Here is a 20,806-nt window from a genome sequence, read left to right on the forward strand (position 1 = left end):
CGGACGCTGCGGCGCTATTGGTAGCCTCCTCGATCCGGTGAAGCCACCGGCGGAGGTTCTGGAAGCTCTCGCGCGGGTTAGCCATTTGCGGCCTCCTGCTGCTGGGCGTCTGCCTGGGCGGCTTTCGGGCGCCGCGAGCGCTTCGGCTTCGGCGGCGGCGCTGGATCAGCGGCCGGCGCATCGGGCGCGCTGGGCGGCATCGGCGTTTCCGGCGTGAGGAAATTCGGCGCGGTCGCGTAGAAGGCACGCGTCATGCGGACATTGCGGACCTGCAAGGCCAGCTCGCGATTGCGCTCGATATGCCGGCGCTCCTCGTCCTCGATCATCATCAGGATCGCGGCTTCCCGGTCGGTCATTTCGGCGACGGCGCGCTTGGCAAAAGACAGATGGCCGGCAGGATCAGGCGGAACCGGCGTCGGCGCGATCTTGGGAGCCGGCGCAGGTGGCGCTGCGCGCGGTTCGTCGATGACCGCGAGCGCCTTGGCGACCGCTTCCCTATTCCCGCGATCGATTTCCGCAGGCAACGGCGCGAGACCGAGCGCTATCTTTACGTGATTGGCCTCATGCGGCCTGCGGCGTCCCCACATGGTGGTGCTCCTCTTTGTTGGGGTTGCGGGCGGCGATCACAGCGAGCGCGGCCTCCTGCAGATTGGCGGTGATGCTGACCCCGGCCTCGCGGTCGATCTGGCGAGCGAGGGCAATGGCAACGATGGGGTCTTTGAGGATCGAGAGAATGGCGCCCTCAACGCCTGGCTGCTGGGCGGCGGCGCAGATCATAGCCCCCGCTCCCAGCGCATCGGATTGGCGCCCGAGAGCCACGAAAGCCGGAAGCCCGAGGATGCCAGCGGGCGGATCGCCCCGATCTGGTTGTCGAGGACGAGCGGCCCCCGATCCGTGATCACGATCAGCACCGCGTGGGTTTCGCCCACCGCTTCGCCAATCCCGATCCGCAGCGCCCCGGCGTCGATGCCGGCGCCGAGCAGCAGATGGCGCTTGGAAAGGGCATAATCCTCGCAATCCCCGCTGGCCGGGTTCAGCTCCCACGCATCGGCCGCATCGCGGGCCGGCCGGATCGAGCGGTTCACCTGCCGATTGGCAGATTTCAGGATCGCCATGGCCTCGTCGGTCAGCTCGATCGAGCTGGCCCGCGCAGGCTGGCAATCCGCCGGATGGGCGGCGCAGAAAAAGCCGAAGGGGATGGGGGGCGGCGCCGCCAATGCGGCGGGGGCGCAAAGGAAGGCCAGGGCGGCGGCAAGGGATATAGCCCGTTTCATGGATAGCTCTCCAAACCAACTCAAATGTTGGATTTAGCGTTAAGCTATCTTGGATTTCTTATCAACGAGTTATTGGATTTATCCGCTAGAAGCGGAACGACATCGAAAGGACGCGCTCGATATCGGGGCGCTTCTTGCCCAAGGCCAGCGCAATATGCAGATCACGCTTGCCGGCGGCCCGCATCGCCCGCGCGGCGGCCTTCCAGCGGCGCGTGCGATCGAGGACAGCAACCCTGCCGCCGCCCTTGAGATAGATGGAGCGCGCGAGATAGGGAGCGCCGGAAAGATAGGCGGCGAGGCGAGCGTTCATCAATATTTTCTCTTGGATTTCTGACGTTCAAGATAAAGCCAATCCAGCACTTCGGCCACGTCTTCGAGCTTTTCCAGATCGTCGGGCTCAAGCCAGATGGAGGTGAAATCAGCATCGCGGCTTAGCGCCTTCGCATCGTCGATGCGGCCGGCCTCGATCAGGGCGCGGCGCTGCTCCTCAAGGGCCAGATCGGAGAAGCGCGCCCGCAGGCGAAGGTCCATGATGAACGTCGTCATGCCGCGCAGGCCGAGCTTGGGCGCAAGGCGCTCCTTTGGCTTGGGGGCGGCGGCCTCGGGCTGGTCGGGCCGCTCGGTATTGGGAGTGCTCACGGCGCGGTCCCAGCAGGGCACCGCGTCGCCAGGATCAACCCCGCCGCTAGGGCTGAAAAGGCGACCTTGCCGATGACTTGCCCAGCCATCAGATCGAGGGAGCCGAAGGCCAAGGCGAGGAAAAGCGCGCTATCAGCAAGAGCCCCGGCAACGCCCGAGGCAAGAACAGCGATGGCGAGACGGCGCCTGGCAAGCGGCGCATAGACCGCAAAGTCGGCCAGCTCGGAAAGAACGAAGGCGGACAAGGACGCGGCGACGAGGCCGGGCGGGGAGAAAGGAACCGACAGGGCGGCCCCAATTGCGATGGCGGCAACCGCCCAGCGCCAGCCCGCCAAACGGTGGACCGCATCGCGCAAGGCCAGCGCCGCACCGACCATAAGGACGCCGGAGGGGGCGACAACACCGGGCCAAACCGGAATGACGCATGGGCCGCCCGGATAGCATTCCGTCCCGACATTTCCGATGAGCCAGTTCGCAAGCGGGACGGTCGCGGCGAAGGCCGCCACGGCGGCATATCCGAGCGTTCTCAATTGCTCAGCTCCATTTGTTCGGGTTGAGAATTCCAGCGCCCCGGCGTCTGCTGGGCGTCCCAGCGGCTGCGCATCTTGCTGGGCGAGTTTTGTGGGCGGTTATGGTTCTGGGCGATATCGGTGCTATCGACCGAGGCGTAGGGATAGGGGCCGCCGCTCAGCTGCATTCCCCGGAGCATATGAAGCCAGGGCAAGCGGCGATGCCGCGCCGCAATCGCGTTCCAAAGTTCATCTTGCCGGCGGCGCCACGCGGGCGAGAGAACGATCGAGAATTCGTCGGTCGAGCCGACGCAGACGCGGGGCCATTCGTCGGCGAGCTTGAGGAGCCGGTCTATCGGCTCGTCCATGTGCCATACCGGGGCGCCGCGAACGCCGTGCGGCCACTCACCTATCAACGCATCCTGCAACTGCCAGCCGGCGCCGATCTCGTCGGGGATAACCGCCCAGGTCGTGGGGAAGTCCAGCCAACGATCGGCCCAATCGTAATAGGCGGTCCAGTTCGTCTCTCGCCCGCGCTTCCATTTCGAGAACGCCCCATTGTCGAGCATGACCGATTGGCCGATCATGTGAACGCGCTTCACGTCATCGGGTCGAGCATGGCTGACGCAGAAGTGGGCTCCCCTCAGATCGAGGAGTGCCGAGATCGGGGTAATGGGGGTGCCGTGATAATGGATCATGGCGCAACCCCATCCCGCGTCAGCCCCATCGCAATGGCCGCGAGCGCGCGATCCCGAAGCCGATAGGCATGCTGCCGGCTCATCGAGAATTCCCGATCGACGAGCTTATCGAAATTCATCCGATAGACCTTGGCGACAATCCAGCGATTGAGGACGCGCGTGGAGCCGGGATGGCCATCGACGGTGTATCTTGCGCACCAAAACAGCGCATCGAGGATCGCGCTGACCTTCGCCGGGGAAAGCCGCCGCGGGGCTTCGGGCGGCGGCGCATCGTCGTCCTCGGCCCGCTCCCGATGGCCCCAGCCTTCGGCCTCGAAGTCATTCGCCGTGGGAATGAACGTCGGCATCAGCGCCCGCACCGAGGCCGGCGCCGTTGCGCCGGCATTATAGCGAGCCCAGCGGACGGCCTCGACCAGGCGCTCGCCGACCAGCTTCGGCGTCCAGACATCGGAAAGGTCCATATCGTGCATCAGAAACCCTCCAGGTCATCTTCGGCGAAAGGCAGGTTGTCGGGTGGCGGCGGCTCTTGCTCCTCGCGCTTGCGGCGGCGGCTGATGCCCGGCGGCGGCCCAAAGCCCATCACGGGCTTGCCGGTCAGCCAGATATTCTCCTCGTCCATGCCGATGATCGCCTTGGACAAAAGCGTGCCGCGGGCTCGGGACAGGGCCTGGCGAGCGGCGGCCTCGATCTTCGCCTTCTCCTCGTCGGTCTTTTCGCTGAAATCGTCCGGCTTCTCGGCCGCATAGAATTTGGCAGCGTGATCCTTGCGGGAGGCAATGCGGGCGCCTAGCGGCAGCTTGAATTCTGGCGGCGCAATATTCCCCGTAGTCTCGTCCTCAAGCACGTCATAGAGCGCGCGCAACACGACCTGATTTTTGCCGCCGAGCTGGATTGCGCTGTTGTTGGGGATTTCGGCGCCGGGGAATTCTGCCGGCGGCGCGACGATGCACGAGGTAATCTTGTCGCCGTCCCGATCCTGGCCGAGCACTACCTGCGGCAGGACGAAGCGGCCGGTCTGGCCGTCCTCGCCATCCTTCTGCTTTGAGATCGTCCACTCGCGAATGGCGCGCTGATCCTTGTCATGCGCGTTTTCGACCTTCCGGGTCAGGATCACGTTCTCAACATTGGCGAAAAGCGAGGTATGGCCGCGGGCCTTGGTGCCGCCGGCATTGAGGTGATGGACGAGCAGCACATGCGCGCCGGTCGCTGCCCTGATCCGATCGCAGCGGGCGAGGACGACGCCCATATCCTTGCCGTCATTCTCGTTGGCGCCTGGCGTGGCCTTATTGAAAGTGTCGATTACGATCAGGCGGAGCGGCACATGGAATGTGCGCGCCCAATGCTTGCATTCCTCAATGAAGGCGTCGGTCGGATCATCGCTCGAATAGAGATCGAGGGGCTGCTGCAGAAGGACGACCGGGAGCGGCTGGTCGGCGACCTGATAATGCTTGCGATAGGCGGGGAAGCGCTTGCGGCGAACGCCAATCGCGCTCTCGCCGGCCTGATAGACCACGCCGCCTTCCATGGCGCGCCGGCCGAACCAATCGACGCCCCGCGCCACCGCCATGGCAATATCAATCGCGAGGAAGGACTTTCCCGACTGGCTCTCGCCGAGCAGCAAGGACAGCTCCCCGGCGGTGAGAACGCCCTTGATCAGATATTCATAGCTGGGGCCGGCCAAATCGAAATCCAGCCAGGACACCGCGCCGAAGCGGCTCTCGAAAGGCGTGGCCTCGGCCGGCGGCGCATGGCGCGCCAGCGCATAAAGCTGCTCGGCCGTGCCGCCGGCCGGAAGCCAGTCGTCAACATTGCCATGCTCGGGCAAGCCGGGGATGCGCAAATAGCGGACGCGATTGGCATAGCCCTCAAGGGCGGCAGCGACCTTGCCGGTATATTTCCGGCCAGCCTCATCATTGTCCTCAATGACGGTGACGTTCGCGCCCTTGAACCAGTGCGCTATTTCTTCGGGAAACCGGCCCTCGCCCCCGCTGTTGCAGGTTGCCGGAACCCCCAGCTCCCGCAGCATATCCACCTTCTTTTCCGCGGGGGAAATGAAGATTTCCGAGCCGTCCTTGATATCCTCAAGCAGCTCGGCGAGCCTATATGGAAGGGGCTCAATCCCCTTCACGGTATAATTGAAGCGATCCTTGCGGTTCGGATCGGGGGCGCGCTGGACAAAGGTCTTGTCCCTGCCCTTCTCCTTTGTCTCGTCGGTCCAGTCGAAGCGGGCCACCTGATAGCGGATCGTCGAGCCATCCGGCTCGGTATAGTCAAAGACCTTGGTCAGCTCGGCGTGATCGGGGACGCGATTGGGAAGCCAATTACCATTGCGATCATAGCGCGGCCCATTGCGCGCGCCGCCCTGGGCTGACGCTCCGCCAGAGGCCGGCGGCGGCGCCGCCTCGCGGTCCTCGATGTGAAAACCATGATCGCGCATCCATTCGACGGCATCGCGCCCGGCTTTCCCCGTCTCGCGCTCGATCAGCCACAAGACCCCCCCGCCCTCGCCGTCCTTGTGATCGAAATAGGTGCCCTTTTTCAGATCGACGGAATGGCGGCCATGCTCGCCAAACCGCAGCTCCGCATCCTTGCTTGATAGCTTCGGGTTCTCTGCCCCGAACAGCTCTCGGGCGACAGCCGCGGCGTGCCTCGCAAATTCGTCGGTCTTTTGATCGGCCCCAGCCATTCGCCCGCACTTCCAAGTCTAGTCGTCAATCAAACAAGGCGGCGGGTGCCGCCGATGGGTCGTCAGAAATCCTGTTTTGAAAACAAGGGCGTGGAGCGAACCCCGACCTGCCCGTCGATGACGGAACAGGCGTAGAGCCAGCCGGCGACGGCATCGCTCTCGTCGTAGTTTTTGGCCTCGAAGCCCAAGGACTGGACATGCTCAAAGACTTCGCGCTTGAGCTGCCCCTTGTCCTTCCTGCCCTTCCCCTTCGGGGCTGGCGGCAGCAGGAAGGCGCGGATGCTCGATGCTTCGGCCTCGCGGATGTCCCACACGCCCGCGGCATAGGCCGTGGCTTCCGCAACGGCTGGCAGGCCGATCAGCATGCGAAGGGCGGCGGCGCTGGTTCTCATGCCCATATGGCGGGGATCGCGCGGCGCTTCATAGACGAACATATTGGGGCGGAATGCCTGAAAGCGCGTCCCGAGGAACTGCAGCAGGCCGGAAAACACCGCCGGGCTATCGCTGCCATCCGGCGCCAGGCGGACGGAGCCGAATTGCGGGGTGCCGCCCACCGGGCCTTCGCACCATCCCGAATTGCGGGCGATATCCAGGAAAAAGACGGTCTTGGCGGGGCGGGCGTCGCTCATTCGACGATGGTCCCGTCAGCAAGCTGAACGCGCCAGGCGAGCGGCTGGACGGTAATCAGGGCTTCGCGCCCCAAAAGCAGCGGGCGGCGGCTGGTCTCGCGCCGCAGGCGCTGCTCGCTGCCATGGACGACCGCCGTGTCAATGCGGGTGCCATAGATGGCCCCGCGCTCGGCCAGAGCGTCATCCATCGCCTTGATGCTGTCGTGCTCGCTAGCGAGGATGAACCACGAATGCTTTTGGTCGGTCCCGGCGTTATCAACCCGGAAAGTCACTTGGGTGTAGAGCATAGCCATCCTCCATCAAAAAAATGCCGCTGGCGGGCCGGGGGATCAGGGGGGCGTCGGCCCCATCCTCCCCGGCCGCCGATCCCGATCCGGGGTCGCCGGATCGGAATTTGAAAGGCGATGCTCGGGGAATGGCCTTCTCCCATCCTGCACCGCCCGCCCGTCTATCCGGGCCGTCTCGATGCCCCTTTCGGGGGTTCGTTGGGGCCTTCCCTGCAACCCGCCCGTTCCGGTGCGGATGGTCGGAAGGCCCCTTCCCGGCCGATCCCCGTTGAGGAAGGATGGCCAGGCTTGCCGCGCCCCGCCGTCTGCGAGGAACCGGGGGGCGGCAAAAGGGGGAATTACTGGACCGTTTCGGGCTGCTTGCCCCCCAGCAGGGAGCCGAGAACATCGGCCTTGCCGGACGGCGCCCCATGGGAAGGCCGCACGTTCTTGGCGCGCTCGACGATGCGCTCAAGCGTCGGGATCAGATCGTCAAAGGCGTCGAGCTGATCGAGCAGCCCGTATTTGTCCGCATAGTCCATCATGGCGCGAATGGTGCCCTGCGCCTGCGCGGGCTCCTTCTTCGCGAGCCCGACGACGAGCATCAGCGCCTTGCGATCGAGAGCATACTGCTCAACCGCATTTCCCACCGCCTGGCCGGCAAGGCCGGCGTTCTCGCTGGCGTTGTTTTTGTGCCGAAGGATATCCTTCACGACGCGCTTGAGATCGGCGGCAGCAATTCCGGCGGGCACGCCGGCAGGCGACATTTTCTTAGCCATCAGGGGGCTCCTTCGGTGGCGGCGTGGATGATGTTGGCGGGCTTCGGAATATCGTCCGGCCAGGCCGCGCCATTCGGCAGATCGAGGCGAACCAGAGACCCGACCTCCTCGGCCGGATCGTCCGTTTCCAATTCGAGGTAAGCGACGGTGCATTCCAGCGTCGTGGCGACGCGCATCAGATCGTCAGCCCGGAAGCTGTCCTTCCGGCCATGCAGGTAATCCACGATATAGGTGCTGCCGCGCTGCATGGCCTTAGCCAGGCTGTGGGCATTGAACCCCATATCCGACATGCGCCCAGCAAGGCGCGAGCGCTTTGCCACCGCAATGGCGGCGGCATATTCGGATACTTGGATATCGTTCGGATTTGTTAGCATGGGATTAACCATCTACTTGGGTTTAATCCAATACGCAATCCAACACTTTCGGAAATCGGTAGCGGTTCCCAATGGGAGGGGATAAAAAGCCTTTCATTTGATCGACTTGGAAAGGATGGGCGCGATGACAACCGTGGTATTGCCTCGGCTGGTCTCCCGGATGGAGGAAAAAGGATATACGGCCCGCAGTCTGGCGATAGCCGCCGATCTGGGCGCCACCTATGTCCATGATTTAATTATCGGAAAGAAGAAGGGGATGCGAAGGCCAGCCCTTGAGCAGATCGCGGCCCTCTTGGATTGCAGCGCCGACTACCTTGAAGGCCGCGCCGATGATCCCGCGGCATTGCCGTCGTCGATGGGAATGCAAAAGCCGTCGTACTTGTCCTCAGGAAATGGCAATGCTCTGCTGCCGATCTGCGACACTATCCGGCAGGGAATATGGCGCGAAGCCGGGGTCCAAGCCGCCCCGCCTGGCGCCGTCGCCGCCGTCCTGACCGGCCAATATCCCCCAGCGATCTTGCGCGCCTATCGCATCGATGACGACCATTCGGCCGGCCTGGGCTTGCCCATGGGGACAATCATCACCGTGCTGGTCGAGCCAGACAGGGAGCTTGCCGAAGGCGACGTGGTTCTATTCGAGCGGACGATCGAAGGTCGAGTATTCGAGCTGTCAATTCGAGAGCTGAAGGCCGGCACCTTGATATCAAAAGCGCTGAAATCTCCTCCGCAAGCGGTAGCGCTTGCGGATGGCAAGGTGATTGGACGAGTGATTTCAGCATCGCGGGTATTGGGATAACCCAATACTCTGTGCCATCCCATGAACTATCAGTATGTAACGGGGATAGACCCTTGGAGGGCCTATCCCCTTACTAGGTTATAATTAAAAACCCCGCGCCCGCGTTACGCCCAGGAGGCGCGCGTATAGCCATCCCAGCGGCCGATGGCAACGGGAAATTTCCAATTAATTTTTGCTTAAATCCAATACATAGGAGTTGCTAATTCCAATAGTGTTGCCCTAAATCCAAGACAGCCGGCGCGCATCGCGTCGGTCTGATTGATGGATGAAAGGCAATGCCATGACTGCCGCGACCGCATTCAAGGTTGGAAATTTCAACAGGGGCACAAGCGATATGACGGTCTCCCGTCAGTGGCTTTCCCGCTCCCCGGATCAGCGCTTCCTGTCGCTGCCGGACCTCAAGGCCTCCGTCGATGCCCGCCGGGAGCGGTCGATCGAGAGCCGGATCAATACGAAGAAGATCGAATTCCTCGCCCCGGAAAACCCCACCACGATCCAGCAGACGCACGACCTCTCGGTCGGCCTGCCGGATGGCACGGTCGTTTCTCCCTCGCATTGGTCCTTCGGCCAGCTTTCCGGCCTGGCGAAAGCCCCCGCCGGCTATCTTCGCACCCTGCCGTCGCAGATCACCGCCGACGCCTTGAGCTATGGCATGCGCTACAACCGCGAAGGCGAAGCCGTGAAGCTCTACGCTGCCGGCGACGAGCTGCTTGCCGCGACCGGCCCTGATTATGGGCGCATCTTTGATGCCGAGGTGGTTGATGCCGTGATGCAGGTCGCCGGCTCCGGCCTCGGCGACAGCCGCTGGAAGGTTCCCGGCGTCCTCGATTGGCGCACCAATACCTATGATCCCGAGGCGCCCGTCACGACGGACAGCACCACGCTTTTCGCCAGCGACCGCGACGTGTTCATGTTCCTCGTCGATGACCGCAACCCCATCGAGGTCGGCAAGCTGCCTGATGGCAATCCCGACCTGATGTTCCGCGGCTTCTATATCAGCAATTCCGAAGTGGGCTCCGGCTCGCTGCGCCTGGCCGCCTTCTATCTGCGGGCGGTCTGCTGCAACCGCATCCTGTGGGGCGTCGAAGGCTTCGAGGAGCTGACGATGCGCCATTCGAAATATGCCCCATCCCGCTTCGTCGAGCAGGCCCGCCCAGCCCTTGCCAGCTATGCCGAGGGCAGCACGCGCAAGCTGATCGAAGGCGTCGAGCAGGCCAAGGCCGCCAAGCTGGCCCAGGATGACGACGACGCGCTGCAATTCCTCGCCGGCCGCGGCTTTAGCCGGAAGATGGCCGAGCGCGTCATGGCCGCGTCTGAGGAAGGCGAGGGCCGCAAGCCCCGCACGGCATGGGATTTCGCGCAGGGCATCACCCGCGCAGCGCACTCCATCCCGAATACCGACGCGCGGATCGAGCTTGAGGGCGAGGCGCGGAGGCTCCTCGATAAAGTCACCGCCTGAGTATTGGATTCCACCCCGCCCCTGGCATGGGGCGGGGCCTTTCCAACCCATTGCCGGGGCACGGGATTTAACCACGAAATCGTTTCGATGGCCGATTGCAGGACCGATGGGTCTACGAGTGCCGCGCTCAAATCCAATTAATATGGGGGGACAAGATGATCATTTTCCAAGAGCCTACTGCCGAGCAGATCGCCGCCGTCATTGATGCCTATGCGCGGGCCGCTGCGCCCTATTTCCAGCAGGGCGATATCGATCTTGAGGACCGCAGCGCCGTCATCGCGCGCCTGGCCAAGCTGGGCTATAGCGGCGTCGCCGATGCCATTGCCGATCGAACCGTTGAGATCGCGCGCCTCGTTCCGCCCGATCGCGTCGCAACCGCTGCGCTGCGCGATGCGCGCCGGCTGATCGAATTTGCCGAGACCCAGCCATTCAATCCGATCAGCCTGCCGCTGGCCTTTGCGGCGGGGGCGGTTATCGCCTCCCGCCAGCTTGATGCGGCCGGATCGCGAGAGGCGCTTTCCGGATCGCGCAAAATCATCGCTGCCGCTATGCGCGCCGCCGCCGACCAGATCGAGGCGATGGCATGATCCAGATGATCCGCCCCAGCAATCGCGCTGAATGGCTCAGGGCTCGCGGTTTCGATGTGACCGCGAGCCAGGTCGGCGCATTGTTTGGGGCGCACGAATACACGACGCTCTATGGGCTGTGGGCCGCCAAGACCGGGCGCGTCAGCCGCGACGACGAGGAAACGCCCGCCATCCAGCGCGGGCGCCTGCTTGAGCCCGTCGCGGTCCAGCTCCTTCGCGAGCAGTACCCGAAATGGCGGATCGACCATAACGCGGCGGAGAACATCTATTTCCGCGATCCTGATGCCCGCTTGGGCGGCACGCCCGACGTGCTGGTCACCGCCAAGGATCGCGGCAAGGGCGTTGTCCAGATCAAGTCCGTCGAGGCGTCTGTTTTCCGCAAGAAGTGGATCGACGAGGACGGCAATGTAGAGCCGCCGCTGTGGATCGCCTTGCAGGCCTCGCTTGAGGCCTATCTGACAGGATCGGTTTGGGCCGCCGTTGCCCCGCTGGTGATCGGATATGGCGTCGATATGCCCCTCGTCGAGGTTCCCCTCGTCGATGGTGTCGTGGACGCCATGAAGGCCAAAGCCGCCGAGTTTTGGCAGATGGTCGCCGAGGGCCGCGAGCCGCCGCCGGATTTCGCCCGCGACGGCGCTCTGATCGAGCGCATCTATGGCTACGGCGATCCCGAGCATGAGATCGACCTTTCGGCCGACAACCGCATCCCCGAGCTGATCGAGGAGCGCCAGGAGCATGCGAATTCGGTGCGAGGGATTTCCGCCCGCATCGACGAGATCGACACTGAAATCAAGGCCAAGCTGGGCGCCGCGCATGTGGCGCACCTCGGCGAAGGCCGGCGCATCACATGGAAGCCGCAGAAGCGCGACGGCTTTTTTGTCGAGCCGACCACCATCCGCCCCCTCCGCTATCCCAAAGCAAGGAACTGACCGCCATGCAGCCGCAGGCCCGCACCCCTATTGCCGAGCAGATTTTCGGCCACAACAAAGCCCCGCTTGAGGAAGTCTTGCCGGCGGAAACCGCCGAATGGCAGGCCGAGGCCGACCGCGCCGTTGCGGCGCTCGCCGATCGCCCCGGCAAGATCAAGGACGAAACCGACTTCGCCGCAACGGGCAAGCTCGTCCTGCGCGCCAAATCTTTCCTGACGCGGATCGAGGATGCCCGGAAGGCGGAAACTGATCCGCTCTATCAGGCGCAGAAGGGCATCAAGGCGCACTTCGACGCCATCGCTGCGCGCGTTGACCAGGCCCTTGGGCGGCTCACCGCGGCGGCCGACGATTATGCCCGCGCAAAGGCGGCCGAGGAGAAGCGCCAGCGGGCCGAGGAAGCCCGCAAGCTGCGCGAGCAGGAGGAGGCCGCCCGCGCCAAGGCGGAGGCCGCAAGCGGCAAGACGGCGGCCCGAGCAGAAGGCCGCGCCGAAGTCCTGGGCGAGCGCGCCGCCGAGCTTGAGGGCGATATCAAAGCCGCTGATGCCGTCCGCACGCATATCGCGGGCGGCGGCGTCGCCAGCGCCAAGCAGGGATGGGACTTCGAGATCACCGACTACGACGCGGTCGATCTCAACAAGCTCCGGCCCTACCTCGCCCGCTCGGCCGTCGAAACCGCCATTCGCTCGGCCGTCCGCGTCGGCAAGCAGCACACCAGCATTCCCGGCATCCGGGTTTTCGAGGCCGTCAAGGCCGCATTCCGCTAGGCCAAGAAAGGGCAGCGCCATGAAATATCTTGTAATCGATACCGAGACGACGGGCCTATTCGACTTCAAGCAGCCTGCCGATGCGCCTGGCCAGCCGCGCATGGCGCAGCTCGGTTGCATCTTCCTTGACGATATCGAGGCCCCCCCCGGTTCTATGGCAACTATATCTTGCCGGAGGGCTGGGAAATGGGCGCTGAGGCGAGCGCCGTCAACGGCCTGACCACCGAATTCCTTGCCGAGCACGGCGTTCCGGTCGCCGAGGTTCTCGCGGCCTACGAGGAGGCCATCGCCGCCGGCTATATCATTGTCGCCTTCAACGCTCAGTTCGATACGAAGGTCATGCGCGCGGAGCTGCGCCGCGCCGGCCGCCCCGATCTTTTCGAGCAGACGCCGAATATCTGCGTGATGCGGCCCCTGACTGACATCCTCAAGCTGCCGAGCCGGCGCGGCCCGGCCTGGGGCTACAAATGGCCCAATCTGGCGGAAGCCTGCGCGCATTTCGGCATCGTCAATGAGAATGCGCACGACGCGATGGGCGATGCCGTCGCGGCGATGGAAATCCTGCGCGCCCTTCACGCCTCCGGCCAGCTCCCCGAGCCCGCAATCCACTTCGCCAAAGAGCGCGTGTAGGCGCGCTCCACCCATTCCCCAACAGGAGGCCAGCAGATGGCAAACGATATCGATACGATAGACCCGGCGACTGGCGAGGTGATGACGCTCACAGAGAGCAATCAGCCTCTCGCCGTCCAGCTCGCCCAGGCGGAGCTTAATCAGGCAGTAACGACCGCCAAGGCATTCCCCCGCGACGTTCGCCGCGCTGTGAACGCCATCATGGCGCTGGCCACGCTGGACGAGGAAACCGCAGCGGAAAGCGTCTATGCGCTGCCGCGCGGCGGCAAGCCGATCAAGGGGCCGAGCGTCCGCTTTGCCGAGATCGTCGCCAGCCAATACGGCAATTGCCACACCGGCTCCCGGGTCGTCGCGGTCGATAAATTCGACAAGGTTGTCGTGGCCGAAGGCGTGTTCCTCGATCTCGAAACGGGCATGAAGCGCACAGCGCAAATCCGCCGCAGGATCGTGGATAGGCAAGGGCGCCTGTTCAATGACGACATGATCGTCGTTACCGGAAACGCGGCGGCCTCGATCGCCATGCGCGAGGCGATCTTGAAGGGCATCCCCAAGGCCGTTTGGCGCAAGGCGTATGAGGCCTGCGAGGCGGTTATCGCGGGCGATGTGAAGACGCTCAACGAGCGGCGCGAGCGGGCGGTCTCCTCCTTCGCAATTTGGGGCATCAAGCCCGAGCAGATTTTCGCGGCGCTCGATATCGAGGGTATCGACAATATCGGCCTCGACGAGCTGGCGACGCTCACCGCCATGCACAAGGCGATCAAAACCGGCGAGCAGAAGCCCGAGGACTATTTCCCGGCTCACTCCAACGCCGAGAAGGCGGTCGAGGCCGCCAAGGGCACGGCCGCCAAGCTGGCCGGCATCGCCGATCAGGGCAAGCCGAAGGCCGATCCCAAAACCACCCCGAAAAAGGACAAGGCCGATGCCAAGGGCAGCGCTGCAAAAGACAATGAAGAAAAAGGCCAGAACGCGGGCGAAGAAGGAAGCGGCCAGGCAGAGCAAGAGCAGCCGGCCGATGGCGAAAACATCGCGGGAAGCGATGGCGATGCCCCCCGCTGGCGACCAGGATGATGGTCCCGAAATAGGCGACGACGATCTCGATGCCGCTTTCAATCGCGGCGTCGAGGCCCGGCGCGCGGGCATGCCCCGCAAAGCGTCGCCGGCTGAATGGCGGGGCGAGGGCTTCGAGCCCCTGATGGATGCTTGGGTCCGCGGCTGGACCGAAACCGAGGCGCCCTGATCCCGCCAGGCGCGGGCATGCCCCTCTGCCCGCGCCTCTCCCCTTCCTCCATCGCCCCTAGGGACTGATCGAAATGAACGAGCATAACGACATCAACCGCAAGATTGGCATTCGCCTCGCCGCCCTGATGGCGTCGAGGAACGTCCAGCGCGCGGCGATTATCAATGCGCTGGGCATCACCAATCTGCACCTGCGCAAGATCGAGAACGGCATCAAGCCAATGATGGCCTCGGAAATGGTCCTCGCAGCCAAGGCCCTCGGCATCACGTCGTCCGTCTTGACCGGCGAGGAGCCATTCAAGGCGGGAGAAGCGCCATGACGCCCTATCCCCTCGCCTGGCCCCCAGGCATGCCGCGCAGCAAGAACCGCGAGGCGGGGCAATTCCGCACGACGCTGACCGGCGCGATGAACAACGTGCGGGACAGCCTTCGGCGCTTCGCCGCCGACAGCGGCAAGCCGATCGCCGATCTGGTGATTTCGTCGAATGTCACCCTCGGCCAGGAGAAGCCCGCCGATCCGGGCGTCGCTATCTGGTTTAAATGGGACGGCCTCTCCGTCAGCATCCCGGTCGATCGCTATCTTTCGGTGGCCGCGAATTTGCAGGCGATCCACCACATCGTTGAAGCGCGGCGCACCGAGCTGCGCCACGGTACGCTTTCGCTGGTTCGGGCGACCTTCACTGGCTTCGCGGCGTTGGCCGACCACAGCGGAGGCAACAAGCGCTCATGGCAGGCCGTTCTCGGCCTGACCGAGACTGCCTATCCGGACGCGCCGCGGGTCGTCACCGCTAACACCATCAATGAGGCATACAAGCGCCTGGCCAAGACCCGCCATCCTGACAACGGCGGCAGCGATGAGGCCATGGCGGAACTGAACGCGGCCCGCGCGGAAGCCTTGCGGGAGATCGCGCGATGAAAGCCATCGCCACCGCCATCCTGTGCGTCTTTTGCTTTCAGGCAGGCCAGATGTGGGGCCTCGCGACTGCCCTATCCATCTGGCGGGACACGACGCCTTGGGCGGAAGTGGTGCGAGCATGGGGGGCGGGCCATGATATGGGCGCCCCAGCAGGACGACGCGATCAGGGCCGTCCGGGCCTGGCTTGCCGACCCGCGCGGTAAGCAATTCTTCTATCTGGCCGGCTTTGCAGGCACCGGCAAGACGACGATCGCCAAGGCGCTCGCCCAGGATGCCGGCGATGTGGCCTATGCGGCCTTCACCGGCAAGGCAGCGCTGGTTCTGCGCGGCAAGGGCTGCGCGGATGCCAGCACCATCCACTCGCTGATCTATAAGCCCGTCGAGGGCTCGGATGGCATCACGCGCTTCAAGCTCGATCCCGACAGCCGGGCGGGAACGGTCGATCTGATCGTCATCGATGAGGTCTCGATGGTCGGCGGCGAACTCGGTCGCGACCTCATGACCTTCGGCACCCGCATTCTCGTCCTTGGCGATCCCGCCCAGCTTCCGCCCGTTGGCGACGGCGCCGGCTTCTTCACATCGGGCGAGCCCGATTTCATGCTCACCGAAATCCATCGCCAGGCCGCCGACAACCCGATCATTCGGCTCGCCACCGAAATTCGCATGGGCGGATCGCTCGAACTCGGCGCCTATGGGACCAGCCTGATCATCGACCGCCGCGAGCTCGGGCAAAAGATGGTCCTGGGCGCCGATCAGGTGCTTTGCGGGATGAACAAGACCCGCCGGGCCACGAACGAGAAGATCAGAAAGCTCCTCGGCCGCGCCGGCCGGTTCCATATCGGCGAGCGCATCGTCGCGCTCAAGAACAACAAGGATAAGGGCCTCCTCAACGGCTCGATCTGGTCGGTCGAGGATATCGAGCTTTCCGATCTCGACGAGAGCGATCTAGTCGTCAAGCCCCTCGACGCCGGCATGGGCTCGAATGCCGTGCAGGTCCATACGCATCACGCATGGCTGGACGGCCGGGAGCGCGAGCTGCCCTTCTCGAAGGCGCGCGATTACGACCCCTTCGACTACGCCTACTGCCTTTCCGTTCATAAGGCGCAGGGGAGCCAGTGGGATCATGTCCTGATCATCGATGAGAGCTATGTTTTCAAAGAGGATCGGGCCAAGCACCTCTACACAGCGATAACCCGCGCCGCCGAGCGCGTGACGGTGGCGATCTGATGCACCGCCGTTTCCCCGTTGCGCAGGGTGCGCAGACCATCACTTGCGGCAAATGCGGCAGGACAGACAGCGCCGGCCGCCAGGGCGGCAAGGCGGGCGGCGCGCTGCCTCCGGACGCCATTGCCAAATTCTTCTCTCAGCGCGGCTGGCGCGTGGCGCAATCGCCCCGCAAGGACCGCTGCCCCGACTGCCTTTCCCCAATTCGAACCGAGGAGCCAGAAATGCCAAAGGCATCACCTTCTGAAATGGTCGTCAATCTGCCCGATCCGGGCGCCAGCGAGCGCCCGCCGCGGCAGATGAGCCGCGAGGACCGCCGCCTGATCTTCGCGAAGCTGGAAGAAGTCTATATCGACGAAAAATCCGGCTATTCGGCCGGCTGGAATGACGACGCGGTGGCGAAGGACATGGCCTGCCCCCGCGCGTGGGTCGAGGAAATCCGCGAGCAGAATTTCGGGCCGCAGAAATCCGACCAGTCGGCCGAAGTCATTTCCATCCGGGCAATGCTTAACGGCGCCGAAGCGGATATCAAGGTTGCCAGCAATACCCTCAAGCTGGCCAGAACAGCTCATGCCGAAGCCGAGAAGGACATGACCGCAGCCGGGGAGCTGATCGCATCGGCCGCGAAGGCAATCGAGGCCGCGCGGGCTGATATCCGCAAGCTGACGGGGAGAGCGTGATGCCCCCCGACTTTGACAGCGATGAGCGCGATGGCATTCTTTTCCGGTTCTGGATCGGCGCGGCCAGCTATCCCGGCGGGTTTCCGCTGGAAACAGCCAAGGCGATTTGTGATTGCAAGACCCCCGCCGAATATCGCCGGGCGCTGACCGAGCTTGCCGAACGCAAGCGGATCAACCTGCCGTTCGCTGATGAGCTTACGGTTGATCTCGGCTTAACCCTCTTGAAAACGCGCATGGCGCTTGCCGAGGTCGTTGATGGCATACCCGCCCATCATCTGGCCGAAGAGAACGCCCCCATGACAATCGAGCGGGCGCGAGAAATCCGGCGGCTGGCCGGCCTCAACGAGAACGGCTGATGGCCCCGCTCTCCCCCAGGCCTCCGCTGCCTAGCGCTGCCACCCGCAAGGAAATGGCGGCCGACCTCGATCGCTTCCGGGCCGAGAATAGACGGGCGATGACCTGGCGATGGGGCGGCCTGCTGGCCGGCCTGATCATCGGGCTGCTCGCGGTGATCCTTTGGGGGGCGCAGCATGAAAACTATCTTCCTGCTCATGGCCCAATACGAGGGCCACTCCATAATCCCCGTCGAGCGCGTCTGCGCCGACTACTTCGCGCCCATGCAGTTCTCGACCTTCATTCAGAAGGTCAATGCCGGCAAGATCGCCCTGCCGATCACCCGCATGGACCCCAGCCAGAAGGGGCCACGAGGCTTTCACGTCGCCGATCTGGCCGCCTATATCGACGCCAGGCGCGAGGCCGCGGCCAAGGAACTGGCGCAAATCACCGGAAGATAGGGGATAAAACGACAAAAAGGCCCGGCATCAAGCCGGGCCTTTTGCTGTTTGTCTTGGATTTCCGGCGGTTCAACAGCCCCACTCGGCCCGCCGCCACCCGCTTGATTTAGCGTCGCTTTTCGCTCAGTCGATCCCGTCGATCATCGGCGCCACGCTGAAGCGGCGGGCGCGGGTCAGGTCGAAATTTTTGGTCGTATCGAGGCTTTGCACGTCGGGGATGCGCTCCGGATTGGGGCGCACCTATACTATACGACCGGCGCGCGACCAAGGCCGCCAGGGGATGACAGGGTTGCGATGACGCGGTCGGCCATGTTGTCGCAACGGGCGCCGTCGAAGGGGAAGACGTCGGCGAAGCCACCGGCGATCTGCCGTTCGATGGTGGCGCGCAGTAATTGGCGGGCCCGATGCAGGCGGGTCTTGACCGTTTCGGGCTTGATGGCAAGTTGGCCGGCGGCCTCGCTTGCCGACAGGCCCTCGATGTCGCGCAGGATGAAGACGAGCCGGAAGGCCTCGGGCAGCTCGTCGATGGCGTGTTCGAGCAATTTGCGCATTTCGGTTCGGTCAGCCTCGCTATCGGCGGGAAGGGGCACAAGGGAGATCGGGAACAGGGCGGCAAGGCCGGTATCGGTTTCGGTGGCGGCATCGAGCGCCGCAAGGTCCGTAGTGGCGCGGCGCTTGCGGACCCGCCCCAGCGCGTCGTTGAGGGCGATGCGGGTGAGCCAGGTGGTGAAGCGGGCCTCTTCTCGGAAGGTGTCGAGATGGGTGAAGGCCTTCACATAGGTGGCCTGGACCACATCCTCGGCCTCGGCATCGTTGCGCAACACGCCGCGCGCCACGCGGAACAGGCGCTGGTTATTGGCCTTGATGAGGCGGCGGATGGCGGGTTCGCTGCCCTGCCGCGCCTGCGCGACGAGGGCGGCTTCGCTTTCGGCCGTGGCCTGTTCGGTCGCGATCATATCCATGACGCCCATCCCTTCACTCGTGCCGTATCGTGCCAGCCGCCAGGATATCGGCGATGGCGGGGAAATTGGCCAGGGCGACATCCGGCAGGGCGGTGAGGGCGGCGTCTGCCACGGTGGCGGGATAATCCGCCGCCGGCCCGTCGCCCACGACGATGCGGCCGACCATGCCGGCATGTTCATGCGGTAGGCAGTAATAATCATAGACCCCCGGCACCGTCAGCGTCACCGAAAAGGTCTCGCCGGGCAGGAGATAGTCAGAATCCCAGGGCTCGGCGCCATCGGGAATGCGCTGCGGGCGGTCGAAGATCGCCGGGTGATAGGCGGTCGCCGTATGGGCATTGCCCGCGTCATTGTTGGTCCAGCGCAGGGTCTGACCGGGCTGGATATGGATGCCGATGGGGTCGAACCAGACATCGGAGCCATCGGGCCGGCCGGTCATGGTCAGATCGACGATATCGGCACCCAGCGCGACGAGGGGGCGGAAGGCAGAGGCGGCGAGGGTGACCCCGCCGACCTGCAATATGTTGCGACGCGTGAGCATCACTCGGCCACCCGGGCTTCGTCGGCGACTGGCACATGCCAGAGCACGACATGGATATGGGGCTCTTCGACGCCGGGATGGCCGGCATTGTAGTAGACATCGACGTGATCGACATTGCCGCCGGGCGCCGCGAGGTCTTCGAAGCGGTTGTCGGGATTGAGGTCCTTCATGGGCAGCATGTAGATGGTGCTGACCAGGGCGCCATCGTGGTCATAGGCCAGGAACGGGCCGGCCGGCAGGGTGGCCGGATCGACAAAGAGCTGGCCCATGCCGGGCAGGAAATCGGGCAGCGGGACCAGGCCGCTGACGGCGACGAAACTGCCTGACGGCGGCGCCTTGGCGATATCGGCCGGCACATCATGGGCCAGCGCCGGCAGCGCGCCAAGCATGAGGGCGGTAGCGGCAAGGGCGAGGATTTTCACTTGGCATCTCCTGGTTCGACAGCGGCCTGTGCCGCTGTTCTGAACCGTTGGATGGCGTGGGGCGCGAAAGGTTCCCGGATGGGTGGTGGCGTGCCCACCCTCGCCGACGCTTCCCTTCTCCCCTCGTGGGAGAAGGTGCCCGAAGGGCGGATGAGGGGGCACGGAACCATCGGCCGGCATCGAAGCATGGGATGACGCAGCCCCTCACCCGGAAATCCGCTGAACGCGGATTTCCACCCTCTCCCACAAGGGGAGAGGGGTGGGCCGGCGTCAGGACAGGCTAGCGAAGGAGCATTGGTGCAGGAAGCGGCCGAGGTCGGGCTCGGTTACGCGGGCGGCGGCTTCCGGCAGGGTGAACCAGGCGCGGCGGCGCTGTGGCTTTTCGGGCCAGTCGCCCAGCAGGCGGCGCAGCCGGACCGCGAAGACGTCGACCGTGCAATCGAGCGGGTCGCCCTGCTTGCGGATCTTGCGGTAGTCGAAGGCGCCGATCGGTTCGGTGCCGGATTCACCCTGGACGCCGGCTTCCTCGAAGGCTTCCTGCAAGGCCGAGCCGGCTGCCGTTTTGCCCTCGATATGCCAGCCTTTCGGCAGCAGCCAATGGCCGCTGATGCGCGAGGTGACCAGCAGGACTTCGACATCGCTGCCGGCGCGCCGCCAGACCAGGGCCGCGACCTGCCGCGCCGATGTCTCGGCGACGGCGGTCGGCTCGGCCTGTTGCCGGGAGGTCATTTTCGGCCCGCCGGCGCCCGCTTGCCGGCGAGCTCGGACACCGAATTGACGGCGGTGGATTTGTCCTTGATCTGCTTGGGTTTCTTCATTTCGCGGTTGCCATTGCGCTTGGCCATGCTGTTTTGCCTTATCTTGCGACGGCCCATTGCGGCACGCGCGGGCAAAGCCCGGGCGCGTGGCGTCAGCCTGCAGCAAGCGCAGGCGGGCACGTCAGGTCTTGGGGATGATGATAAAGCCCTGGGCTGGTTCTTGCCGGTGGCAGGTAACCAGACCAGGCTAGCGG

At 64.4% G+C, this 20,806-nt stretch carries 31 protein-coding genes; 14 read left to right on the top strand and 17 right to left on the bottom strand.

Going from position 1 to position 20,806, the window contains the following annotated elements; genetic code table 11:
• Nucleotides 1-77: 77 nt before the first annotated feature.
• The 13 genes from NVV79_RS18525 to NVV79_RS18585 all read right to left on the bottom strand — a co-directional run bounded on the left by NVV79_RS18525 (nt 78) and on the right by NVV79_RS18585 (nt 7,854).
• Nucleotides 78-587, bottom strand: a complete 510-nt coding sequence (locus tag NVV79_RS18525) for a hypothetical protein (protein WP_303992379.1) — start codon at nt 585-587, stop codon at nt 78-80.
• Nucleotides 562-777, bottom strand: coding sequence for a hypothetical protein (locus NVV79_RS18530; protein WP_303992381.1), 216 nt, complete (start codon nt 775-777; stop codon nt 562-564). Before NVV79_RS18530 ends, NVV79_RS18525 begins: the two co-directional genes overlap by 26 nt.
• Nucleotides 774-1,274, bottom strand: a complete 501-nt coding sequence (locus NVV79_RS18535) for a transglutaminase-like cysteine peptidase (protein WP_303992384.1) — start codon at nt 1,272-1,274, stop codon at nt 774-776. Before NVV79_RS18535 ends, NVV79_RS18530 begins: the two co-directional genes overlap by 4 nt.
• An 85-nt stretch (nt 1,275-1,359) precedes the next feature.
• Nucleotides 1,360-1,584 carry a hypothetical protein gene (locus tag NVV79_RS18540; RefSeq protein WP_303992388.1) on the bottom strand — a complete coding sequence of 75 codons (225 nt, stop codon included), beginning with the start codon at nt 1,582-1,584 and terminating at the stop codon, nt 1,360-1,362.
• On the bottom strand, nt 1,584-1,913 hold the full coding sequence (locus NVV79_RS18545) for a hypothetical protein (RefSeq protein WP_303992390.1): 330 nt from the start codon (nt 1,911-1,913) through the stop codon (nt 1,584-1,586). Before NVV79_RS18545 ends, NVV79_RS18540 begins: the two co-directional genes overlap by 1 nt.
• On the bottom strand, nt 1,910-2,443 hold the full coding sequence (locus NVV79_RS18550) for a VUT family protein (RefSeq protein WP_303992392.1): 534 nt from the start codon (nt 2,441-2,443) through the stop codon (nt 1,910-1,912). The genes NVV79_RS18545 and NVV79_RS18550 overlap by 4 nt, the downstream gene beginning before the upstream one ends.
• Nucleotides 2,440-3,120 (bottom strand): hypothetical protein, encoded by a 681-nt coding sequence (locus NVV79_RS18555; protein WP_303992394.1) that lies wholly within the window; start codon nt 3,118-3,120, stop codon nt 2,440-2,442. Before NVV79_RS18555 ends, NVV79_RS18550 begins: the two co-directional genes overlap by 4 nt.
• On the bottom strand, nt 3,117-3,590 hold the full coding sequence (locus NVV79_RS18560) for a hypothetical protein (protein WP_303992396.1): 474 nt from the start codon (nt 3,588-3,590) through the stop codon (nt 3,117-3,119). Before NVV79_RS18560 ends, NVV79_RS18555 begins: the two co-directional genes overlap by 4 nt.
• Nucleotides 3,590-5,806 carry an AAA family ATPase gene (locus NVV79_RS18565; RefSeq protein WP_303992398.1) on the bottom strand — a complete coding sequence of 739 codons (2,217 nt, stop codon included), beginning with the start codon at nt 5,804-5,806 and terminating at the stop codon, nt 3,590-3,592. Before NVV79_RS18565 ends, NVV79_RS18560 begins: the two co-directional genes overlap by 1 nt.
• Before the next feature lie 62 nt (nt 5,807-5,868).
• Entirely contained in the window at nt 5,869-6,435 is a 567-nt protein-coding gene (locus NVV79_RS18570) for a hypothetical protein (RefSeq protein ID WP_303992401.1), read from the bottom strand.
• Nucleotides 6,432-6,722 (bottom strand): hypothetical protein, encoded by a 291-nt coding sequence (locus NVV79_RS18575; protein ID WP_303992404.1) that lies wholly within the window; start codon nt 6,720-6,722, stop codon nt 6,432-6,434. Before NVV79_RS18575 ends, NVV79_RS18570 begins: the two co-directional genes overlap by 4 nt.
• A gap of 338 nt (nt 6,723-7,060) precedes the next feature.
• On the bottom strand, nt 7,061-7,468 hold the full coding sequence (locus NVV79_RS18580) for a hypothetical protein (protein WP_303992407.1): 408 nt from the start codon (nt 7,466-7,468) through the stop codon (nt 7,061-7,063).
• Nucleotides 7,469-7,479: 11 nt separating this feature from the next.
• The gene (locus NVV79_RS18585; RefSeq protein ID WP_303992410.1) at nt 7,480-7,854 is read right to left on the bottom strand and encodes a hypothetical protein; all 375 of its coding nucleotides are present in this window, start codon (nt 7,852-7,854) and stop codon (nt 7,480-7,482) included.
• Nucleotides 7,855-7,978: 124 nt separating this feature from the next.
• On the opposite strand from NVV79_RS18585, the gene NVV79_RS18590 reads away from it, so the two are divergent.
• The 14 genes from NVV79_RS18590 (at nt 7,979) to NVV79_RS18655 (ending at nt 17,869) form a co-directional block, all read left to right on the top strand.
• Nucleotides 7,979-8,650: a helix-turn-helix domain-containing protein gene (locus tag NVV79_RS18590; RefSeq protein ID WP_303992413.1), complete on the top strand. Its 672-nt coding sequence runs from the start codon at nt 7,979-7,981 to the stop codon at nt 8,648-8,650.
• Nucleotides 8,651-8,984: 334 nt separating this feature from the next.
• Nucleotides 8,985-10,109, top strand: a complete 1,125-nt coding sequence (locus NVV79_RS18595) for a DUF932 domain-containing protein (protein WP_303992416.1) — start codon at nt 8,985-8,987, stop codon at nt 10,107-10,109.
• Between the two features lie 155 nt (nt 10,110-10,264).
• Nucleotides 10,265-10,696: a hypothetical protein gene (locus NVV79_RS18600; protein ID WP_303992418.1), complete on the top strand. Its 432-nt coding sequence runs from the start codon at nt 10,265-10,267 to the stop codon at nt 10,694-10,696.
• Complete coding sequence (locus NVV79_RS18605; protein WP_303992421.1) at nt 10,693-11,625, top strand: YqaJ viral recombinase family protein; 933 nt, start codon at nt 10,693-10,695, stop codon at nt 11,623-11,625. The genes NVV79_RS18600 and NVV79_RS18605 overlap by 4 nt, the downstream gene beginning before the upstream one ends.
• A 5-nt stretch (nt 11,626-11,630) precedes the next feature.
• Entirely contained in the window at nt 11,631-12,389 is a 759-nt protein-coding gene (locus NVV79_RS18610) for a hypothetical protein (protein WP_303992423.1), read from the top strand.
• A 186-nt stretch (nt 12,390-12,575) separates the two neighbouring features.
• Nucleotides 12,576-13,019 (top strand): exonuclease domain-containing protein, encoded by a 444-nt coding sequence (locus tag NVV79_RS18615; RefSeq protein WP_303992425.1) that lies wholly within the window; start codon nt 12,576-12,578, stop codon nt 13,017-13,019.
• A 36-nt stretch (nt 13,020-13,055) separates the two neighbouring features.
• A complete protein-coding gene (locus NVV79_RS18620; RefSeq protein ID WP_303992428.1) occupies nt 13,056-14,087 on the top strand; it encodes a hypothetical protein in 1,032 nt (343 codons plus the stop codon).
• The gene (locus tag NVV79_RS18625; RefSeq protein WP_303992431.1) at nt 14,062-14,256 is read left to right on the top strand and encodes a hypothetical protein; all 195 of its coding nucleotides are present in this window, start codon (nt 14,062-14,064) and stop codon (nt 14,254-14,256) included. Before NVV79_RS18620 ends, NVV79_RS18625 begins: the two co-directional genes overlap by 26 nt.
• Before the next feature lie 73 nt (nt 14,257-14,329).
• Nucleotides 14,330-14,575, top strand: a complete 246-nt coding sequence (locus NVV79_RS18630; protein ID WP_303992434.1) for a hypothetical protein — start codon at nt 14,330-14,332, stop codon at nt 14,573-14,575.
• Nucleotides 14,572-15,171 (top strand): J domain-containing protein, encoded by a 600-nt coding sequence (locus NVV79_RS18635; RefSeq protein ID WP_303992436.1) that lies wholly within the window; start codon nt 14,572-14,574, stop codon nt 15,169-15,171. Before NVV79_RS18630 ends, NVV79_RS18635 begins: the two co-directional genes overlap by 4 nt.
• Nucleotides 15,172-15,303: 132 nt before the next feature.
• Nucleotides 15,304-16,398, top strand: a complete 1,095-nt coding sequence (locus NVV79_RS18640; RefSeq protein ID WP_303992439.1) for an ATP-dependent RecD-like DNA helicase — start codon at nt 15,304-15,306, stop codon at nt 16,396-16,398.
• A gap of 221 nt (nt 16,399-16,619) precedes the next feature.
• Nucleotides 16,620-17,075 (top strand): hypothetical protein, encoded by a 456-nt coding sequence (locus tag NVV79_RS18645; protein ID WP_303992442.1) that lies wholly within the window; start codon nt 16,620-16,622, stop codon nt 17,073-17,075.
• Nucleotides 17,075-17,431: a hypothetical protein gene (locus tag NVV79_RS18650; RefSeq protein ID WP_303992444.1), complete on the top strand. Its 357-nt coding sequence runs from the start codon at nt 17,075-17,077 to the stop codon at nt 17,429-17,431. The genes NVV79_RS18645 and NVV79_RS18650 overlap by 1 nt, the downstream gene beginning before the upstream one ends.
• Nucleotides 17,432-17,605: 174 nt before the next feature.
• Entirely contained in the window at nt 17,606-17,869 is a 264-nt protein-coding gene (locus NVV79_RS18655) for a pyocin activator PrtN family protein (RefSeq protein ID WP_303992446.1), read from the top strand.
• Nucleotides 17,870-18,114: 245 nt separating this feature from the next.
• On the opposite strand, the gene NVV79_RS18660 is transcribed toward NVV79_RS18655, so the two are convergent.
• The 4 genes from NVV79_RS18660 to NVV79_RS18675 form a co-directional block, all read right to left on the bottom strand.
• On the bottom strand, nt 18,115-18,831 hold the full coding sequence (locus NVV79_RS18660; protein WP_369684742.1) for an RNA polymerase sigma factor: 717 nt from the start codon (nt 18,829-18,831) through the stop codon (nt 18,115-18,117).
• A 13-nt stretch (nt 18,832-18,844) separates the two neighbouring features.
• Nucleotides 18,845-19,372 (bottom strand): plastocyanin/azurin family copper-binding protein, encoded by a 528-nt coding sequence (locus NVV79_RS18665; RefSeq protein ID WP_303992451.1) that lies wholly within the window; start codon nt 19,370-19,372, stop codon nt 18,845-18,847.
• Complete coding sequence (locus tag NVV79_RS18670; RefSeq protein WP_303992781.1) at nt 19,372-19,761, bottom strand: DUF5602 domain-containing protein; 390 nt, start codon at nt 19,759-19,761, stop codon at nt 19,372-19,374. Before NVV79_RS18670 ends, NVV79_RS18665 begins: the two co-directional genes overlap by 1 nt.
• Before the next feature lie 303 nt (nt 19,762-20,064).
• Nucleotides 20,065-20,523: an NUDIX hydrolase gene (locus tag NVV79_RS18675; RefSeq protein WP_303992453.1), complete on the bottom strand. Its 459-nt coding sequence runs from the start codon at nt 20,521-20,523 to the stop codon at nt 20,065-20,067.
• Nucleotides 20,524-20,806: the final 283 nt, after the last annotated feature.

The sequence above is a fragment of the Devosia ginsengisoli genome (assembly GCF_024707105.1).
GTDB lineage: Bacteria > Pseudomonadota > Alphaproteobacteria > Rhizobiales > Devosiaceae > Devosia > Devosia ginsengisoli_A.

Coding starts and splice junctions, on each gene's coding strand:
- NVV79_RS18525 (WP_303992379.1), bottom strand. CDS start 587: ATGTGGGGACGCCGCAGGCCGCATGAGGCCAATCACGTAAAGATAGCG.
- NVV79_RS18530 (WP_303992381.1), bottom strand. CDS start 777: ATGATCTGCGCCGCCGCCCAGCAGCCAGGCGTTGAGGGCGCCATTCTC.
- NVV79_RS18535 (WP_303992384.1), bottom strand. CDS start 1,274: ATGAAACGGGCTATATCCCTTGCCGCCGCCCTGGCCTTCCTTTGCGCC.
- NVV79_RS18540 (WP_303992388.1), bottom strand. CDS start 1,584: ATGAACGCTCGCCTCGCCGCCTATCTTTCCGGCGCTCCCTATCTCGCG.
- NVV79_RS18555 (WP_303992394.1), bottom strand. CDS start 3,120: ATGATCCATTATCACGGCACCCCCATTACCCCGATCTCGGCACTCCTC.
- NVV79_RS18560 (WP_303992396.1), bottom strand. CDS start 3,590: ATGCACGATATGGACCTTTCCGATGTCTGGACGCCGAAGCTGGTCGGC.
- NVV79_RS18565 (WP_303992398.1), bottom strand. CDS start 5,806: ATGGCTGGGGCCGATCAAAAGACCGACGAATTTGCGAGGCACGCCGCG.
- NVV79_RS18570 (WP_303992401.1), bottom strand. CDS start 6,435: ATGAGCGACGCCCGCCCCGCCAAGACCGTCTTTTTCCTGGATATCGCC.
- NVV79_RS18575 (WP_303992404.1), bottom strand. CDS start 6,722: ATGCTCTACACCCAAGTGACTTTCCGGGTTGATAACGCCGGGACCGAC.
- NVV79_RS18580 (WP_303992407.1), bottom strand. CDS start 7,468: ATGTCGCCTGCCGGCGTGCCCGCCGGAATTGCTGCCGCCGATCTCAAG.
- NVV79_RS18585 (WP_303992410.1), bottom strand. CDS start 7,854: ATGCTAACAAATCCGAACGATATCCAAGTATCCGAATATGCCGCCGCC.
- NVV79_RS18590 (WP_303992413.1), top strand. CDS start 7,979: ATGACAACCGTGGTATTGCCTCGGCTGGTCTCCCGGATGGAGGAAAAA.
- NVV79_RS18595 (WP_303992416.1), top strand. CDS start 8,985: ATGACGGTCTCCCGTCAGTGGCTTTCCCGCTCCCCGGATCAGCGCTTC.
- NVV79_RS18600 (WP_303992418.1), top strand. CDS start 10,265: ATGATCATTTTCCAAGAGCCTACTGCCGAGCAGATCGCCGCCGTCATT.
- NVV79_RS18605 (WP_303992421.1), top strand. CDS start 10,693: ATGATCCAGATGATCCGCCCCAGCAATCGCGCTGAATGGCTCAGGGCT.
- NVV79_RS18610 (WP_303992423.1), top strand. CDS start 11,631: ATGCAGCCGCAGGCCCGCACCCCTATTGCCGAGCAGATTTTCGGCCAC.
- NVV79_RS18615 (WP_303992425.1), top strand. CDS start 12,576: ATGGGCGCTGAGGCGAGCGCCGTCAACGGCCTGACCACCGAATTCCTT.
- NVV79_RS18620 (WP_303992428.1), top strand. CDS start 13,056: ATGGCAAACGATATCGATACGATAGACCCGGCGACTGGCGAGGTGATG.
- NVV79_RS18625 (WP_303992431.1), top strand. CDS start 14,062: ATGCCCCCCGCTGGCGACCAGGATGATGGTCCCGAAATAGGCGACGAC.
- NVV79_RS18630 (WP_303992434.1), top strand. CDS start 14,330: ATGAACGAGCATAACGACATCAACCGCAAGATTGGCATTCGCCTCGCC.
- NVV79_RS18635 (WP_303992436.1), top strand. CDS start 14,572: ATGACGCCCTATCCCCTCGCCTGGCCCCCAGGCATGCCGCGCAGCAAG.
- NVV79_RS18640 (WP_303992439.1), top strand. CDS start 15,304: ATGATATGGGCGCCCCAGCAGGACGACGCGATCAGGGCCGTCCGGGCC.
- NVV79_RS18645 (WP_303992442.1), top strand. CDS start 16,620: ATGCCAAAGGCATCACCTTCTGAAATGGTCGTCAATCTGCCCGATCCG.
- NVV79_RS18650 (WP_303992444.1), top strand. CDS start 17,075: ATGCCCCCCGACTTTGACAGCGATGAGCGCGATGGCATTCTTTTCCGG.
- NVV79_RS18655 (WP_303992446.1), top strand. CDS start 17,606: ATGAAAACTATCTTCCTGCTCATGGCCCAATACGAGGGCCACTCCATA.
- NVV79_RS18660 (WP_369684742.1), bottom strand. CDS start 18,831: ATGGATATGATCGCGACCGAACAGGCCACGGCCGAAAGCGAAGCCGCC.
- NVV79_RS18665 (WP_303992451.1), bottom strand. CDS start 19,372: ATGCTCACGCGTCGCAACATATTGCAGGTCGGCGGGGTCACCCTCGCC.
- NVV79_RS18670 (WP_303992781.1), bottom strand. CDS start 19,761: ATGCTTGGCGCGCTGCCGGCGCTGGCCCATGATGTGCCGGCCGATATC.
- NVV79_RS18675 (WP_303992453.1), bottom strand. CDS start 20,523: ATGACCTCCCGGCAACAGGCCGAGCCGACCGCCGTCGCCGAGACATCG.